The organism is Mesorhizobium sp. URHB0026 (assembly GCF_054059755.1).
In genome coordinates this window covers 4,439,265-4,454,648 of record NZ_JBSSCN010000001.1, presented here as the reverse complement: position 1 = coordinate 4,454,648, position 15,384 = coordinate 4,439,265, and the positions used below count along the sequence as shown (strand labels likewise).

Annotated in this window: 17 protein-coding genes; 12 read left to right on the top strand and 5 right to left on the bottom strand. The window is 63.1% G+C overall.

Annotated elements, in window-relative coordinates; translation table 11 throughout:
• Nucleotides 1-31: 31 nt before the first annotated feature.
• Together ACVWWD_RS21950 and ACVWWD_RS21945 are read right to left on the bottom strand one after the other, a co-directional pair.
• On the bottom strand, nt 32-1,318 hold the full coding sequence (locus ACVWWD_RS21950; protein ID WP_352549398.1) for a dihydroorotase: 1,287 nt from the start codon (nt 1,316-1,318) through the stop codon (nt 32-34).
• On the bottom strand, nt 1,315-2,280 hold the full coding sequence (locus ACVWWD_RS21945) for an aspartate carbamoyltransferase catalytic subunit (RefSeq protein ID WP_023773842.1): 966 nt from the start codon (nt 2,278-2,280) through the stop codon (nt 1,315-1,317). Before ACVWWD_RS21945 ends, ACVWWD_RS21950 begins: the two co-directional genes overlap by 4 nt.
• A gap of 218 nt (nt 2,281-2,498) precedes the next feature.
• On the opposite strand from ACVWWD_RS21945, the gene ACVWWD_RS21940 reads away from it, so the two are divergent.
• From ACVWWD_RS21940 to ACVWWD_RS21930, 3 genes are all read left to right on the top strand, one after another.
• A complete protein-coding gene (locus tag ACVWWD_RS21940; protein WP_352549399.1) occupies nt 2,499-4,127 on the top strand; it encodes a DNA alkylation response protein in 1,629 nt (542 codons plus the stop codon).
• 138 nt (nt 4,128-4,265) lie between these two features.
• Nucleotides 4,266-4,814 (top strand): hypothetical protein, encoded by a 549-nt coding sequence (locus ACVWWD_RS21935; protein ID WP_023773840.1) that lies wholly within the window; start codon nt 4,266-4,268, stop codon nt 4,812-4,814.
• On the top strand, nt 4,814-5,155 hold the full coding sequence (locus tag ACVWWD_RS21930) for a DUF6105 family protein (protein ID WP_352549401.1): 342 nt from the start codon (nt 4,814-4,816) through the stop codon (nt 5,153-5,155). The genes ACVWWD_RS21935 and ACVWWD_RS21930 overlap by 1 nt, the downstream gene beginning before the upstream one ends.
• Here ACVWWD_RS21930 and ruvX read toward each other — a convergent pair.
• Complete coding sequence (ruvX, locus tag ACVWWD_RS21925; protein WP_023773839.1) at nt 5,073-5,579, bottom strand: Holliday junction resolvase RuvX; 507 nt, start codon at nt 5,577-5,579, stop codon at nt 5,073-5,075. The genes ACVWWD_RS21930 and ruvX overlap by 83 nt on opposite strands.
• Before the next feature lie 124 nt (nt 5,580-5,703).
• Here ruvX and ACVWWD_RS21920 point away from each other — a divergent pair, with 124 nt between their 5' ends.
• The 6 genes from ACVWWD_RS21920 to ACVWWD_RS21895 all read left to right on the top strand — a co-directional run bounded on the left by ACVWWD_RS21920 (nt 5,704) and on the right by ACVWWD_RS21895 (nt 10,132).
• Nucleotides 5,704-6,411, top strand: a complete 708-nt coding sequence (locus ACVWWD_RS21920; RefSeq protein WP_023773838.1) for a metal-dependent hydrolase — start codon at nt 5,704-5,706, stop codon at nt 6,409-6,411.
• Between the two features lie 54 nt (nt 6,412-6,465).
• Entirely contained in the window at nt 6,466-6,852 is a 387-nt protein-coding gene (locus tag ACVWWD_RS21915) for a hypothetical protein (RefSeq protein WP_032924318.1), read from the top strand.
• Nucleotides 6,853-6,939: 87 nt separating this feature from the next.
• The gene (gene gatC / locus ACVWWD_RS21910) at nt 6,940-7,227 is read left to right on the top strand and encodes an Asp-tRNA(Asn)/Glu-tRNA(Gln) amidotransferase subunit GatC (RefSeq protein ID WP_015317757.1); all 288 of its coding nucleotides are present in this window, start codon (nt 6,940-6,942) and stop codon (nt 7,225-7,227) included.
• A gap of 7 nt (nt 7,228-7,234) precedes the next feature.
• Nucleotides 7,235-7,690, top strand: coding sequence for a GNAT family N-acetyltransferase (locus ACVWWD_RS21905; RefSeq protein ID WP_352549406.1), 456 nt, complete (start codon nt 7,235-7,237; stop codon nt 7,688-7,690).
• Entirely contained in the window at nt 7,690-9,255 is a 1,566-nt protein-coding gene (locus tag ACVWWD_RS21900; RefSeq protein WP_352549407.1) for an amidase, read from the top strand. The genes ACVWWD_RS21905 and ACVWWD_RS21900 overlap by 1 nt, the downstream gene beginning before the upstream one ends.
• Before the next feature lie 79 nt (nt 9,256-9,334).
• Nucleotides 9,335-10,132: a YdcF family protein gene (locus ACVWWD_RS21895; RefSeq protein WP_352549409.1), complete on the top strand. Its 798-nt coding sequence runs from the start codon at nt 9,335-9,337 to the stop codon at nt 10,130-10,132.
• Here the strand turns inward: ACVWWD_RS21895 and ACVWWD_RS21890 are convergent.
• Nucleotides 10,105-10,821, bottom strand: a complete 717-nt coding sequence (locus ACVWWD_RS21890; RefSeq protein ID WP_015317761.1) for a DUF599 domain-containing protein — start codon at nt 10,819-10,821, stop codon at nt 10,105-10,107. The genes ACVWWD_RS21895 and ACVWWD_RS21890 overlap by 28 nt on opposite strands.
• Nucleotides 10,822-10,996: 175 nt before the next feature.
• Between ACVWWD_RS21890 and ACVWWD_RS21885 the strand changes: the two genes are divergently transcribed.
• The 3 genes from ACVWWD_RS21885 to ACVWWD_RS21875 all read left to right on the top strand — a co-directional run bounded on the left by ACVWWD_RS21885 (nt 10,997) and on the right by ACVWWD_RS21875 (nt 13,851).
• Nucleotides 10,997-12,400 (top strand): L-serine ammonia-lyase, encoded by a 1,404-nt coding sequence (locus tag ACVWWD_RS21885; protein WP_023784026.1) that lies wholly within the window; start codon nt 10,997-10,999, stop codon nt 12,398-12,400.
• A gap of 75 nt (nt 12,401-12,475) precedes the next feature.
• On the top strand, nt 12,476-12,913 hold the full coding sequence (locus ACVWWD_RS21880; RefSeq protein ID WP_023773832.1) for a DUF1489 family protein: 438 nt from the start codon (nt 12,476-12,478) through the stop codon (nt 12,911-12,913).
• A 236-nt stretch (nt 12,914-13,149) separates the two neighbouring features.
• Nucleotides 13,150-13,851: a DnaJ domain-containing protein gene (locus ACVWWD_RS21875; RefSeq protein WP_352549411.1), complete on the top strand. Its 702-nt coding sequence runs from the start codon at nt 13,150-13,152 to the stop codon at nt 13,849-13,851.
• Between the two features lie 46 nt (nt 13,852-13,897).
• On the opposite strand, the gene ACVWWD_RS21870 is transcribed toward ACVWWD_RS21875, so the two are convergent.
• Complete coding sequence (locus tag ACVWWD_RS21870) at nt 13,898-15,319, bottom strand: SPOR domain-containing protein (RefSeq protein WP_457103382.1); 1,422 nt, start codon at nt 15,317-15,319, stop codon at nt 13,898-13,900.
• Nucleotides 15,320-15,384: the final 65 nt, after the last annotated feature.

Here is a 15,384-nt window from a genome sequence, read left to right as displayed (position 1 = left end):
CCATGCCTGATGTCGCATGGCTACCGCCGGCTCAGGCAGAAAATACTGTGCGGCCCGCCACCAGCGTTTGCAAGACCTTGCCTTGCAGCCGCGCGCCTTCGAAGCAGGTGTTTTTCGAGCGCGAGCGGATACCGCTTTCACTGACTATCCAGGGTTCATCGAGGTCGACAAGTGCAAGATCGGCGACGGCGCCTGGCTTCAGCGTGCCGCCGGCCAATCCAAACAGCCTCGCCGGCGCGGTGGACAAGGTGTCGATCAGCCTGAGCAGGGGCACGTCGCCATTGTGGTAGAGGCGCAGGGCCGCGCCCAGCAGGGTCTCGAGGCCAATGGCACCGGCCGCGGCGTCGGCGAAGGGCAGGCGCTTGGTATCGACATCCTGCGGATCGTGCGAGGAGACGATGACATCGACCGTTCCGTCCTTGACCGCGTCGATCATCGCCAGCCGGTCTTCCTCCGCCCGCAGCGGCGGCGTCAGGCGGAAGAAGGTGCGGTACTCGCCGACGTCGTTTTCATTTAGCGACAGATTGTGGATCGACACGCCCGATGTCACTGCAGCGCCGTCGGCCTTCGCACGCGCCACGGCGCTTGCCGCCATTGCCGTCGAGATCTTCGCGGCGTGGTACGAACCTTGCGTCAGGCGCGCTAGCGCGAGGTCACGCTCGAGCGGGATGGATTCGGCCTCTCGCGGAATGCCGGAGAGGCCGAGCCAACTGGCATACAGGCCTTCGTTCATAACGCCCGACGACCCAAGATCGGCATCCTGCGTTTCATGGACGATGGTGGCGCCGAAATCGCGCGCATAGGTTAGCGCGCGACGCATCACCAGCGCGCTCGATATGGTATGCCTGCCATCGGTGAAGGCGACCGCACCCGCCTCGCGCAGCAGGCCGAACTCCGTCATTTCGCGCCCGTGGAGGCCCTTGGTGATGGCGGCGGCGGGAAAAATATTGACGACGGCCGTGTCCTTGGCGGTGCGCAGCACGAATTCGACCAGCGCCACATTGTCGATCACCGGATCGGTGTCTGGCATCATCACGATGGACGTGACGCCGCCGGCCGCCGCGGCGACACTTGCCGAAGCGATCGTTTCGCGATGCTCGCCGCCGGGCTCGCCGATGAAGACCCGACCATCGATCAGGCCGGGGATGATCGCCTTGCCAGCGCAGTCGATCGCCGTAGCGCCGTCGGGGACGCCCTGGTTCAGCGCCGCCTTGCCCGCGGCAACGATTTTCCTGCCTTCGACTATGACGGAGCCGACTTCATCAAGGCCACGTGACGGGTCGACGATGCGGGCGCGTTCAAAGACCGCGATGCTCATGCGCCGCGGCCTTCTTGATTACGGCGGGGATCGAGCAGCGCTTCCATAACCGCCATGCGCACGGCGACGCCCATTTCCACCTGCTCCTGGATGACGCTTTGCGGGCCGTCGGCGATTTCGGACGCGATCTCGACGCCGCGGTTCATCGGGCCAGGATGCATGACAAGCGCGTCATCCTTGGCGGCCTTCAGTTTCTCGGCGTCCAGACCAAAATAACGGAAATATTCGCGCACCGACGGCACGAAGGCTCCTTCCATGCGCTCGCGCTGCAAGCGCAACATCATCACCACATCCGCGTCCTTCAGGCCCTCCGCCATCGAGCGGCAGACGATCACGCCCATCCTGTCGATGCCCGAGGGCAACAGCGTCGAGGGCGCCACCACCCGTATTTGTGCGCCGAGTGCGTTGAGCAGCATGATGTTGGAGCGCGCCACACGCGAATGCAGGATGTCGCCGCAGATGGCCACGATCAGCTTCGACAGCGCACCCTTGGCGCGGCGGATGGTGAGCGCGTCGAGCAGCGCCTGTGTCGGGTGTTCATGGGCGCCGTCGCCGGCATTGACCACCGAGCAGCCGACCTTCTGCGCCAGGAGCGCCGCCGCGCCCGCCGACTGATGGCGGATGATCAATATGTCGGGCCGCATGGCGTTGAGTGTCATCGCGGTGTCGATGAGCGTCTCGCCCTTCTTTACCGAGGAACTCGCCACCGACATGTTCATGACATCGGCGCCAAGCCGCTTTCCGGCCAGTTCGAACGAGGATTGCGTGCGGGTCGAGGCTTCGTAGAAGAGATTGATCTGGGTGCGGCCGCGCAGCGTCGAGGTCTTTTTCTCGGACTGGCGCGAGATCGCGACCGCCCGATCCGCCCTGTCGAGCAAAAGCTCGATGTCGGCGGGCGAAAGGTCGCTGATGCCCAGAAGATGGCGGTGAGGGTAGAGTGGCAGGGACGAAGCGTCGGTCATCTCAAGGGGCTGCTATAGGGTGCGGATATCGCGCCCGCAAGCACCCGCTTCGGATTGACGCCGTTCTCCTCGATTTTTTCGTGTAGATAGCCGATTGAATCGGCCGGTATTTTCATCGCGCGCGCAGCAACGCTTGGCTATACCTAAGCCGACGGCCCCGGATTCGAGGCTTTCCGACAATAGGGCTTTTCCAGAAGGATTGGCTAGAAGGATTGGGCGTGACCGACGACGTAACGAACCAGCCGCCGCCGCTGACGGGCGGCAACGCCTGGCGAGGCGATCCGTTGCTGATCCAGCTTGCCGAGCGCTTTTCCGATCCGGTGCGCAAGGATCTCGACGGGCTCGGCCGTTTCGTGCTGACGCAAGAAGCGCAGGAGCTGGCGCGCCTCGCCAATGTCGAGACGCCGAAGCTCAGGACGCATGATCGCCAGGGACGGCGCATCGACCTGGTCGAATTCCATCCCGCCTATCACGCCTTGATGCGCCGCTCGGTGGCCAACGGGCTGCATTCCTCTGTCTGGGAAAATGGCGACGCCGAGATCGGCCGCCGCCATCAGGTGCGGGCCGCCCGTTTTTACCTGACGTCGGAACTCGAAACCGGGCATCTCTGCCCCATCACCATGACCAGCGCCTCGCTGGCGGCATTGATGGCAAGCCCAAAACTGTTTCGCGAATGGGCACCGCGCGTGACGACGCGCAAATACGACCAGAGCCAGAAGCCGCCGGTCGAGAAGACCGGACTGACGCTCGGTATGGGCATGACCGAGAAACAGGGCGGCACCGATGTGCGTGCCAATGTGACCCGGGCGGAACGCGTCGGCAACGGCTTCTACCGCCTGACGGGACATAAATGGTTCATGTCGGCGCCGATGTCGGATGCCTTCCTGGTGCTGGCACAGGCTCCGGAAGGACTGTCTTGCTTCCTGGTGCCGCGCGTGCTCGGCGACGGGTCTGGCAATGGCTTTCGCTTCCAGCGGCTGAAGGACAAGCTCGGCAATCGCTCGAACGCGTCTTCCGAGGTTGAATTCGTCAACGCGATCGGGGAGATGATCGGCGAACCCGGCGCCGGCGTCAAAACGATCATGGACATGGTGACGCTGACCCGGCTCGACTGCGCGGTGGCGTCTTCGGCGATCATGCGGGCGGGGCTGGCCGAAGCGATCCATCATGCCCGCCATCGCCAGGTGTTCGGTTCGACCTTGATCGAGCAGCCGTTGATGCAGCGCGTGCTGGCCGACATGGCGCTCGATGTTGCCGCCGCGACCGCCCTGTCGTTCCGGCTGGCGCGTTCCTTCGACGAGGCGGCGAGCGATCGCGGCGAGGCGGCGTTCGCCCGCGCCATGACGCCGGTCGTCAAATACTGGGTCTGCAAGATCGCGCCGCCGCTGCTTTACGAGGCGATGGAGTGCATTGGCGGCAATGGCTATGTCGAGGAAGCTCCGCTCGCCCGTTATTACCGCGAAGCGCCTGTCAACGCGATCTGGGAAGGATCGGGCAATGTCATGGCGCTCGACGTGCTGCGCGTGCTTGGCCGCGCGCCGGGGCTTTTCGAAGAGGTATTGACCGGTATCGACCGCGACCTCGGCGCCGGCGGGCGCGGCACGATCGGCGTCCTGAAGGCGGCCATGCAGGTCGCTTCGACCGACGAGGGCTCGGCCCGGCTGCTGACGGAACAGCTTGCGCTCTCCGCGGCGGCCGCCGAGTTGCGTCGGCTCGGGGCAGGGCGGATCGCCGATGCTTTCGTCGAGACGCGGCTCGCGGGCCAGTGGCGCAATACCTACGGCATGCTCGATTCGCGCCACGACGCGCGCATGATCATCGATACGCTCTATCCGCCGGTGAATTGACGGAGACGCCATTCATGTTCGAGGGGCGTTGCCGGAATCCCCAGTGACCCCGTCGTCGCCGTTAACCTTAACAAATGGTTTCCGTTGCGGCGGCGAACCGCAAAGCCCACTGTCATTCCTGTCGAAGCAGGAGCCACGATGCGACACGTACTGACCTCCTTTCTGTCCGTGCACTGGGCGATCGTTTTTGCTCTGCTCGCGCTGATCTGTGTCGATGGAAATCGAGGTGTGACGGCGGCTCTCGGCGTGCTCGGCGTGACCGTCGAGAGCGCCCAGTTTGTCAATCTGGAGAACATCGTCGTGGTCGCTCCGCTGGCGATCGCGTTGCTGGTCGTGGCGGTGCTGTTCTTCTGGGCCTTTGTCGATACACTGATCAACGACGCGTCCAGCCCCGGCGCCGATAGCGTCGTTCGCATTGCCTTTATTTCCGCTTCTGGGGTGATGTCGATGATCCTGATCGGCGGTGCCGCCCAAGGCATCAACGGCCTCTTCATGGTGGTCGCCGTGCAACTGGCCGCACTTCTGGTCTCCTATGTCGCGATGCTCGCCGAACGGCGTTCGGTAGCTGCGCTGGATGAGAAGGATTTCCAGGCAACGGCGCACAGCATGGCGAAGGCCGCAGCGCATAATTCCCTGCTCTCCATGATATCGGGACGGACCGGCCCGAACGGGAAAGGGGGCCGCTGATGCGCTACATCTTCGCGTTGTGGGCCGCTCCGATGGCGCTGTTTTGGGGCTGGTTCTACCTGTCGCTCAACGACATGAATTTCGGCTATGTGATGCTCAGCCGGCAGTTGCACGATTTCGTGTTCCAGCTCTACGGTCAGATGCTCGGCATCGACCCCGCAACCATCCCGGGCATGGTGGCAAAAGCCTGCGTGTTCGATGGCTTGCTGCTCGTGGCGATATGGGTGTTTCGCAGACGTCGCGAGATATTGGGCTGGGTCAGGCGTCGCTGGACGGGTCCGGTTCCGTTCGATCGGCTGCATCGAGCGACTGAAGCCGGTCCAAAACTCCCTGCAGAATAAAGGCGGCCGCCGCCGAATCGATCTTGCCGGCGCGTTTGGCGCGCGAGAAATCCATCTCGATCAGCGTCCGTTCGGCCGCGACGGTCGACAGCCGCTCATCCCAAAACACGAAGGGCAGGTCGCTTAGCTGCGCCATGTTACGCACGAAGGCGCGCGATTTCTGTGCGCGCGGACCTTCCGACCCATCCATGTTGATCGGCAATCCGATCGCCACCGCACCGACATTCTCCTTCTTCAGCAATGCCAAAAGGACGGCGGCGTCGAGCGAGAATTTCCGCCGGATGATGACCGGACGCGGATGAGCGAAGGAGAACCCCCGATCGGAAACCGCCACGCCGATCGTCTTGTCGCCGAGATCGAGCCCCGCCAAGGTCCTGCCGTTGGCGAGCCGTGCCGGCAACTGCTCAATCGTGATGACGGCCAACGGTTTCCCCTCGTGTTTTTCGACGGCACGCGTCCTTTCGGATACCCGGCGGACACTATACCCTTTGATCTCAAGGCTATCGGCGTTCTATCCTTTGGCTCGGGAAAAATCGAGGAATGCATTCATGAAACTGACCTGGTATGGCCACTCGGCCTTCCGCATCGAAACCGGTGACGCGAAAATCCTCATAGATCCCTATCTGATCGGCAACCCCTCCTGGACGGGTGGGTGGGAAGGGCCGGCCGAAGGGATCACGCATGTTCTTTTGACGCACGGGCACAGTGACCACATCAGCGGTGCGCTGGAAGTGCTCGGCAAGAGCGGCGCGCAACTGGTCGCCAATTTCGAGATCTGCATGTACCTTGTCGGCAGGGGCGTCAGCGACAAGAAGATCAATCCCGGCAACATTGGCGGCACGGTCGATTGCGGCGGTTTCACTTCCACTTTCGTTCAGGCGCTGCATTCGTCCTCCTTTGGCGAAGAGGGCGGCAAGAACGTCTATCTCGGCAACCCGGGTGGGCTGGTTCTGCATTTCCCGGAAGACGAGACGCTCTACCACATGGGCGATACCGACATCTTTTCCGACATGGCGCTGATCAATGAATTGCACGAGCCAAAGATTGGCATCGTTCCGATCGGCGACCGCTTCACCATGGGCGGTGCGGTGGCGGCCCTTGCCTGCCGCCGCTTCTTCAAGTTTGAAACGGTGGTCCCTTGTCATTTCGGCACGTTTCCAATGATTGACCCGACGCCCGAGAAGTTCGAAGCCGGGCTGGAAGGATCTGGGGTCAAGCTTGCATTGCCGAAGATTGGTGAAACCATTACCATCTAGAAAGAGCCAAAGCGGAACAAATCCATGGCATTAGGGCGATCTATTTGCGTGTCGATGTTTGTCGCGGCGTCGCCCGCGCTTGCCGCGGATGATTTCATCGAAGGTGTCTATCTCCAGTCGGAGGAACTCTGTACCCAGGCCAAAAAGGATACGCTGCAGACGCTGATCGATGCCGGCAACATCGTACTTTCGAAGAACGGCCTGCAAGGCGTCGAATACAATTGCGAATTCGTTCAGGTCAGCAAGGCGACACGCTCGCCGAGCTGGGCGGTGACGGCGATATGCCAGGAGCCGGGCTATGTCTTTCCTGACGTCCTGTCTGTGACGCAGATGAACCCGACGCAGGTCGATCTCGTGTCGGTCCGGCCGATTGACGATGAAAGCGAGGCGAGCGGCAACAGCGGCAGCTACTATCTGTGCGAGGGCATCGCCCTGCCATGAGGCTGTTGCCCGATTGTCCGGCGGCACATGTTGCGCGTCGCGCGCCGCGCCGCTATAGCCCGGACTGGTTTTCCCCGAGGCAAATACATGTCCGTTGATGTCAAGACAGTGAAGCGGGTCGCGCATCTCGCCCGCATCGCCGTGAGCGAGGAAGATGCCGAGCGTATGACCGGCGAGTTGAATGCCATACTGGGCTTCGTCGAGCAGTTGAACGAAGTCGATGTTTCCGGCGTCGAGCCAATGACGTCGGTGACGCCGATGGAAATGAAGAAGCGCGGCGATGTCGTGACCGACGGCAACAAGGCGGCCGACATCGTCGCCAACGCACCGGCGACCGACGAGAATTTCTTCCTCGTGCCGAAGGTCGTGGAGTAGGGCGCCGATGGCTATCAAGATTGCCATCGAAACTCCGCTGCAGGACGACGTGCGCGGCCTGGTCGCGGAACTCAACGCGACCTTGCTCGAATTGACGCCGCCGGAGCACTGCTACCACCTGACGGTCGAGCAGATGGCGGGCAAGGACACGACCGTTTTCATCGCTCGCGACAACGGCGTCGCCATTGGTTGTGGTGCACTCAAGCGGCATGACAATGCCATTGGCGAGGTCAAGCGCATGTACACGAGGCCTTCGCATCGTGGCCGCAAGATCGGCGCTGGAATCGTCGAACGGGTCGAGGCGCTGGCGCGCGATGAAGGGTTGAAGCGGCTGGTGCTGGAGACCGGCGATCGCCATCCCGCCGCCTGGACCGTCTATGAACGTGCCGGGTTCTCGCGCTGCGGCCCGGTGCTGGATTATCCCGATTCGGAGTGGTCGGTGTTTTACGAAAAGAGCCTTTGATGAGCGACCTGACCCGACTGACGATTTCGCAGGCCCGCGCCAAGCTGCGCGCCAAGGAAATCACCGCGACCGAGATGACCGAAGCCTATCTCTTGGCGATCGATCGCGCCAATCCGGCGCTGAATGCCTATGTGGCGGTGACCGGCGACAAGGCGCGCGACATGGCCAAGGCGTCGGACGCCCGGCTGCTCAAGGGCGTGGGCGGTGCGCTGGAAGGCATTCCGCTGGGAATCAAGGACCTGTTCGGTACCGATGGCGTCCATACCCAGGCCTGCAGCCACGTGCTCGACGGCTTCAAGCCGCGCTATGAATCAACGGTCACGTCCAATCTGTGGGCCGACGGCGCGGTCATGCTGGGCAAGCTCAACATGGACGAATTCGCCATGGGCTCGTCCAACGAGACCTCCTACTACGGCCCGGTCATCAACCCGTGGCGGCGTTCGCGCCTCGATACGGTGGTGATGCCGACGACGCATCAGGGTGATGGCGGCTTCGTCTCGGCAGGTGGCACGAAAACCCAGCGTAGCCTCGACAATGCGCAGCTGGTGCCAGGTGGTTCTTCCGGTGGTTCGGCGACCGCGGTGTCGGCCTTTCTGTGTGCGGGCGCAACCGCCACCGACACCGGCGGTTCGATCCGCCAGCCAGCCGCGTTTACCGGTACCGTCGGCATCAAGCCGACATATGGCCGCTGCTCGCGCTCGGGCATCGTCGCCTTCGCCTCATCGCTCGATCAGGCCGGACCGATCGCCCGCGACGTGCGCGACGCCGCCATTCTTCTGAAATCCATGGCCTCGGTCGATCCCAAGGACACCACGTCCGTCGACCGGCCGGTGCCGGACTACGAGGCGGCGATCGGCAAGCCGATCAAGGGCATGAAAGTCGGCATTCCCAAGGAATACCGTGTCGACGGCATGCCGGAAGAGATCGAGGCGTTGTGGCAGAAGGGCATTTCCTGGCTCAAGGATGCCGGCGCCGAAATCGTCGACATCTCCCTGCCGCACACCAAATACGCGCTGCCGGCCTATTACATCGTGGCGCCCGCGGAAGCTTCTTCCAACCTCGCCCGCTATGACGGCGTCCGCTACGGCTTGCGCGTGCCGGGCAAGGACATCGTCGAGATGTATGAGAGAACCCGCGCCGCCGGCTTCGGCCGCGAGGTCAAGCGCCGCATCATGATCGGCACCTATGTGCTGTCGGCCGGCTACTATGACGCCTACTACCTGCAGGCTCAGAAGGTGCGCAATCTGATCAAGCGCGACTTCGAAAATGTCTTCGCCGCCGGGGTCGATGTCATCCTGACCCCGGCGACCCCGTCGGCCGCCTTCGGCATTGCCGACGAGGACATGGCCGCCGATCCGGTCAAGATGTATCTCAACGACATTTTCACGGTCACCGTGAACATGGCCGGCCTGCCCGGTATCGCCGTGCCCGCCGGCCTCGACCCCAAGGGGCTGCCGCTCGGCCTGCAGCTGATCGGCAGGCCGTTCGAGGAAGAGACACTTTTCCAGACCGCCGCCGTCATCGAGCAGGCGGCCGGCACGTTCCAGCCGGAGAAGTGGTGGTAAGGATATCGCTCGCCTGACGCATGATCCTTAAAATCACGATCGATTTTTGGACAGCCTTGCGGACTTTAATGAGTGAGCGATGTTCTATTATCTTTCCAAGATATTCTGGTTCGTCATCCAGCCGCTCAACCTGGCGATCTTCCTGCTTTCGGCAGGGCTGCTCGCCGGGATGGTCGGCCGCCGGCGACTTGCCGTCAGCGGCGGCGTGCTGGCGTTTCTGATCCTTGCGCTGTCGGCCTGGACGTCACTTGGAGCGATGATGCTCAATCCGCTGGAGGAACGCTTTCCCAGGCCGCCGCCGCCGAAGAAGGTAGACGGCATCGTCGTGCTCGGCGGCGGCTTCGAGGGCGCTATCAACCTCGCGCGCCGGGGCTATGAATTGAACAGCAGCGGCGATCGCATGGTCGAGACAGCGATCCTCGCCCGGCGTTTCCCGCAGGCAAAAGTGGTGGTCTCCGGTGGAAACGGCTCACTGTTCTTCGACGGCGAAGGTGATGCCGACACCGCGCCGCGCCTGCTCGAGGCGCTGGGTGTCCCGGCCGACCGGCTGCTCCTCGAAGATAAATCCCGCAACACATACGAGAACGCGGTCTTCAGCCGCGAACTGGTCAAGCCCAAACCGGGCGAGACATGGCTTTTGGTGACATCAGCCTTTCACATGCCGCGCGCCAAGGCCCTGTTCGACAAGGCAGGTTTTCCAACTGTCCAATGGCCGGTCGACTATCGCACCTCGGGTCGGGAAGGCGTCGGCTTGTTTCGCGACAATGCGGCCGATTCGCTGCAGAACACGACCATCGCGGTTCGCGAATGGCTCGGGCTTTTCGCCTATTGGCTTTCCGGGCGCATCGATCAGCCGTTTCCGACGCCCGGCGGCTGACCGATCACAGCGCGCCGCGCCGCGGAGAAGAACTGGCGCCGTACCAGGACGGCCAGCAGCAGAAGCGTCGACAGCACGAACACCAGGGGATCGACGAACCAGCCGAGATAGCCGATCGAGAAGAACACACCGCGCAGGCCCGAGTTGAAATGCTTGCCGGCCAGCATATTCATTTGCGTCGCGCGCCACACGGCCGTTTGCGTGAGGGGATTGCGCGAGGCTTCGCCATGCGGGATCGGCACGGCGCCGATCAGGATCGAACAGTAGTTGAACAGCCTGTAGGCCCAGCCGAATTTGAAGAAGGAAAAGGCCAGGATCAGCACCAGTCCCAGCACCTTGATCTGAAAGGCCGAGCGCGACGGCGCGCCGCCCAAGGGCAGGGTGCTCAGCACCTCAAGCACCCGGTCCGACGCGCCAAGCAGGGCGAAGCAGCCGCCGAGCGCGATCAGCGAACTGGAGGCGAAAAAGGCGGTTCCCTGCTGCAGGCCGCTCATGATGGCGGTGTCGACGATGCGGATCTCGCGCTCGGCCATGGTGCGCATCCAGGCCTCGCGTTGCGCATTCATGGCGGTGGTCAGCGACACGCGGCTGACCAGGTGGCCGTCCGAGGCGAGCGTGTGCAGCACCCATGCGAGGAGGAAAAAGCCCAGCGCCGCGAGATCGGCCGTCGAAAGATAGGAATCGCCCATGGCGCCGAATCTACCATATTCGGCCCGGTTGCTTCGATGACCTTGCACGGCGTGTTGCACTCGATGTCGCTGCCGGAGCAAACAAGGTCGGCAGGTGCTGCGCCGCGACTGTCAAAAGAGCGGAAACATCGCTGGAATTCCTATATGTAATCCTCGACGTGACCCAGGAGACAGCGTGTTCCTTTCGGTTTTCGACCTGTTCAAGATCGGCATCGGCCCCTCGAGCTCGCACACGATGGGGCCGATGACGGCTGCGCGCCGCTTCCTCGACGAGGTCGCGGGCGACGACTGGCCGCGTCCCGCCGGCGTCAACGTCTACCGCATCGGCGCCAGCCTGCATGGCTCGCTCGCCTATACCGGCATCGGCCATGGCAGCGACCGTGCCGTCATTCTAGGCCTTGCCGGCCAGACGCCACAAACGGTGGACCCCGACCGAGCCGACGACATTGTCAGCCGCATCACCGCCGACAAGCTGGTTTCACCGCCCGGTCACCCTCCCTACCATTTCGATCCGGCCACCGATCTGGTGCTGGACCGCAAGACGCCGCTCACCGGTCATGCCAACGGCATGGCGTTCCACGCTTACGACGCCGGCGGCCGGTTGCTGCTCAAGCGCATCTACTATTCGATCGGCGGCGGCTTCGTGGTTTCGGAAGAAGAGCTGCAACGGATGAAGTCGAAGGGCTCGGTCACAACCGAGGGCAAGAAAGTGCCGTATCCCTTCAAGAACGCGGTCGAGATGCTGAAGATGGCGGCCAAGAGCGGCCTTTCCATTGCCGAAATGAAGCGCGTCAACGAGGAGACGCAGATGTCGCGCGAGGAGCTCGACACCGGCCTCGACGCGATATGGGACGCCATGAAGGGCTGCATCGACCGCGGCCTGTCGCAGGACGGCATCATGCCGGGCGGCCTGAAGGTGCGCCGCCGCGCCAGGCAGCTCCATGACAAGCTGCAGGAGCAGTGGCAACAGAACCGGCCGAACCCGCTACTCGCCAATGACTGGCTGTCGATCTACGCGATGGCGGTCAACGAGGAGAATGCGGCCGGCGGGCGTGTCGTCACCGCGCCGACCAATGGTGCCGCCGGCACGCTGCCGGCGGTGCTGCGCTACTGGCTGCATTTCCATCCCGAGGCCGACCAGCCGAGCATTCGCGACTTCCTGCTGACGGCAGCGGCGGTCGGCGGCATCATCAAGTCCAATGCGTCGATATCGGGCGCCGAGGTCGGCTGCCAAGGCGAGGTCGGTTCCGCCTCGGCGATGGCTGCGGCCGGCCTGTGCGCGGTCATGGGCGGCACGCCCGAGCAGGTCGAGAATGCTGCCGAAATCGCGCTGGAACATCATCTGGGCATGACCTGCGATCCGGTGGGCGGGCTCGTGCAGGTGCCTTGCATCGAGCGCAACGCATTGGGTGCCGTCAAGGCAGTGACGGCCGCGTCACTGGCCATCAAAGGCGACGGCGTGCATTTCGTGCCGCTCGATGCGGCGATCGAGACGATGCGCCAAACCGGCCTCGACATGAACGAGAAGTACAAGGAAACCAGCCTTGGCGGCCTGGCCGTCAATGTCGTTGAATGTTGAGGCTGGCCCAAGCTGGCACTGTGGAGAAGTCAGTCAGGCCGTTGACGTGTCGGCGCTCCGGGCTAACCTTGGGCGATGGGTCTCAATCTCCTAAAGCTTTGCGTCGGTTGCGACAGTGTCGAGGATCTCGAAGAGTGGATCGCCTTCCGTCTTGACGAGCGCCGCCGTGCCGGCGAACCAGCCGAACACTGGCACACCACCCGCATGATGCCGACACGTGGCGACGAGGTGACCGACGGCGGTTCGCTCTACTGGGTGATCAAGGGCAGCGTGCAGTGCCGCCAGTTGATCACGGAAATCCGGCCGTTCACCGATGACGACGGCATCGGCCGCTGCCATTTGATGCTCGATCCCGAGGTGGTGCGCACTGACTGGCAGCCGCGCCGCGCCTTCCAGGGCTGGCGTTACCTGAAGCCGGCGGACGCCCCGGCCGACCTCGGCAAGGGCAAGGCGGGATTGGTCGAGATGCCGCCGAAACTCAGGCGCGAGCTGGCCGACCTCGGCCTGCTCTAGGGCTTGAGCGAAGGATTGCCTGCTGCCGCGCCCGCGTTTTCTGGCCCTCAATCTTGCTCCGCGCTGGACTTGCAAGCGACGCGACAACGCCACATCTTGAAATCCATGCGCGATGAGGAACTGTCGACACAGGCCGCTGCCGGCCCGGTTAAAGGCCATGATTCTGGCGCAGGAAAAGTGTTGAAGGACATCACGCGGCTGTCCGAGCGGACAGGATCCCTGCGGGGCGGTGCAAAATGTTAGGCGCAATTATCATTGTGGTCGCGTTGTTGCTGGTGCTGCTGGGGGTAGCGACCGCCTTTCTCCGCGCGGATCCGGCGCAACTCGCAAGCGGAATGAGAAAATTGGGACCGATCCTGCTGGCGCTGGTCGGCGGCACCGTGCTCCTGGTCGGGCGCCAAGGCATCGGCGGCATCATCCTGTTCGTGGCAATCGCCTGGTACGGCGCCATGCATACCGGCCGGCCAAGGGCCAGGCCGGTTGCTGCAAAACGCTCAACCGTGCGGACGGCGGCACTTGAGATGGAACTCGATCACAATACTGGCGGCCTAGAAGGGTTGGTTCTGGCCGGCCGCCACGATGGCAAGATGCTTGGCTCGATGACCCTTGCGCAATTGCAGCATCTCTACCGCGAACTCTCCGGCGATCCGGAGAGTTCGCAGTTGCTAGAGACGTATCTTGACGGCAGATTTCCCGTCTGGCGCAAATACGCTGAGACGAACGGTGGCGAAGGGCTGGGTATTGCGCCAAGTCCGGGCGCCATGACTAAGGAGGAGGCCTACAAGGTCCTTGGTCTTGAAGCGGGGGCCGCCGCGGCGGATGTCCGCAAGGCGCACCGCCGCCTGATGCAGCGCCTGCACCCCGATGTCGGCGGCACGTCTTTCCTGGCGGCGCGGATTAACGAAGCCAAGGACGTCTTGCTCTCCAATCACAACTAGTCTCCTTCGACGCAAAAATTTTCCGGGAGATATCTTCCACACAGTCCTATTGCTGGACGGCGTAGCACTCGATTTTCTTCTTCTTCAAAGCGGTGCAGGCCTTCCAGGCGGCATCCTTGGACCCAAAGCCGCCGAAGCGAGCGCGGTAGTAGGTGGCGCCGTCCTTGTCGAAAGCGACGGTGAAGCCGGAAGCGTCGGCCAGCACCTTGGGAGCCTGCTTGATGGTCTTGTCGAGGAAAGCCTGGGCTTCGGACTGCTTCGGCGAGGAGGCAACCTGGATGGCCCAGCCTGGCGGAACCGACGCGGTGTTGACCGGATCAACAACCGGGGTGGGCTCGGCATAGGCGGCCACGATCTGGGCGGTGGCGACCTTGGGAGCGGAGACGATGACCGTCTTTACCTTCTTTGCCGGGACAACCAGCTTGGGTGCCTCCGCCTCGGCTGTATCCTCGTCCTCACTGTCGCCCTGGGCAACGGTCGCGTCGTCGGCGACGGCCGTATCGGCTTCCGCCACGGCCGCCGGCTTTTCGTCCGGGGTCGGCGCGTCATGCTTGGGGAGGAGAACCTTTGCAAGTGCGCTGATCGCATTGCTGTCCGCCTTGGCGACGAGGTCGCCGCCACCGCGGGTCGAGGCCCTCGGCAAATAGGTGTTGATCAGGCCTGCCATCTGGTTGTCGCGGCTGCCGCCCGACGTGCCGCCCATGACAACGGCGACCAGGCGGCGGTTGCCGTCATTGACGGACGAGACGAGATTGAAGCCGGAGGCGCGGGTATAGCCGGTCTTGATGCCGTCGACGCCCTTGATGCGTCCGAGCAGACGGTTATGGCCATTGATGCGCTGGCGACCGTAGAGAAAGGATCGCTGCGCGAAATAGCCGTAGTACTGGGGAAAATGTTCCCTGAGCGCAATGCCGAGCGTGGCCATGTCGCGCGCCGTGGTGAACTGTCCCGGATCCGGCAGGCCGTTGGCGTTGCGGAAGACCGTGCCGTTCATGCCGAGCTGCCGCGCCTTGGCCGTCATCATGCGGGCGAAGTTGGTTTCGTTGCCGCCGAGCATCTCGCCGAGCGCGGTCGCCGAGTCGTTGGCCGACTTCGTCACTATCGACAGGATCGCGGTCTCGACCGCCACCGATCCACCCGGCTTCACGCCAAGCTTGGTCGGCGCCTCGGCTGACGCATGGGCCGAAAACACGACTGGCGAGTTTCTGCTGATCTTGCCCTTCGCCATCGCTTCGAAGGTCAGATAGAGCGTCATCATCTTGGTCAGCGAAGCGGGGTAGCGCCGGCCATCGGCATTAGCCGAGTAAAGCACCTTGCCGGTTTTGGCATCGACGACGATGGCCGCGGATTTCGCCGCGAGCGACGAGGCGACGTCCGCGACGACGAATGTCATCGCCATGGCGAGGATCATAATCGTCTTAAGAGGGAACGCGGATTTGCAAACGATGCCCGACAACGCCTGACGCACTGGTAGTTCCTTTGAATTTCTCGTTGCGCTGGAGGCGGCAAAGGGATCCTGCCTCACTTCCGGCC

Excerpts from the sequence above, each read along its gene's own strand:
- ACVWWD_RS21875 (WP_352549411.1), top strand. The coding sequence starts at position 13,150 with ATGTTAGGCGCAATTATCATTGTGGTCGCGTTGTTGCTGGTGCTGCTG.
- ACVWWD_RS21950 (WP_352549398.1), bottom strand. The coding sequence starts at position 1,318 with ATGAGCATCGCGGTCTTTGAACGCGCCCGCATCGTCGACCCGTCACGT.
- ACVWWD_RS21935 (WP_023773840.1), top strand. The coding sequence starts at position 4,266 with ATGCGACACGTACTGACCTCCTTTCTGTCCGTGCACTGGGCGATCGTT.
- ACVWWD_RS21905 (WP_352549406.1), top strand. The coding sequence starts at position 7,235 with ATGGCTATCAAGATTGCCATCGAAACTCCGCTGCAGGACGACGTGCGC.
- ACVWWD_RS21920 (WP_023773838.1), top strand. The coding sequence starts at position 5,704 with ATGAAACTGACCTGGTATGGCCACTCGGCCTTCCGCATCGAAACCGGT.
- ACVWWD_RS21900 (WP_352549407.1), top strand. The coding sequence starts at position 7,690 with ATGAGCGACCTGACCCGACTGACGATTTCGCAGGCCCGCGCCAAGCTG.
- ACVWWD_RS21890 (WP_015317761.1), bottom strand. The coding sequence starts at position 10,821 with ATGGGCGATTCCTATCTTTCGACGGCCGATCTCGCGGCGCTGGGCTTT.
- ACVWWD_RS21945 (WP_023773842.1), bottom strand. The coding sequence starts at position 2,280 with ATGACCGACGCTTCGTCCCTGCCACTCTACCCTCACCGCCATCTTCTG.
- ACVWWD_RS21895 (WP_352549409.1), top strand. The coding sequence starts at position 9,335 with ATGTTCTATTATCTTTCCAAGATATTCTGGTTCGTCATCCAGCCGCTC.
- ACVWWD_RS21915 (WP_032924318.1), top strand. The coding sequence starts at position 6,466 with ATGTTTGTCGCGGCGTCGCCCGCGCTTGCCGCGGATGATTTCATCGAA.
- ACVWWD_RS21880 (WP_023773832.1), top strand. The coding sequence starts at position 12,476 with ATGGGTCTCAATCTCCTAAAGCTTTGCGTCGGTTGCGACAGTGTCGAG.
- ACVWWD_RS21930 (WP_352549401.1), top strand. The coding sequence starts at position 4,814 with ATGCGCTACATCTTCGCGTTGTGGGCCGCTCCGATGGCGCTGTTTTGG.
- gatC (WP_015317757.1), top strand. The coding sequence starts at position 6,940 with ATGTCCGTTGATGTCAAGACAGTGAAGCGGGTCGCGCATCTCGCCCGC.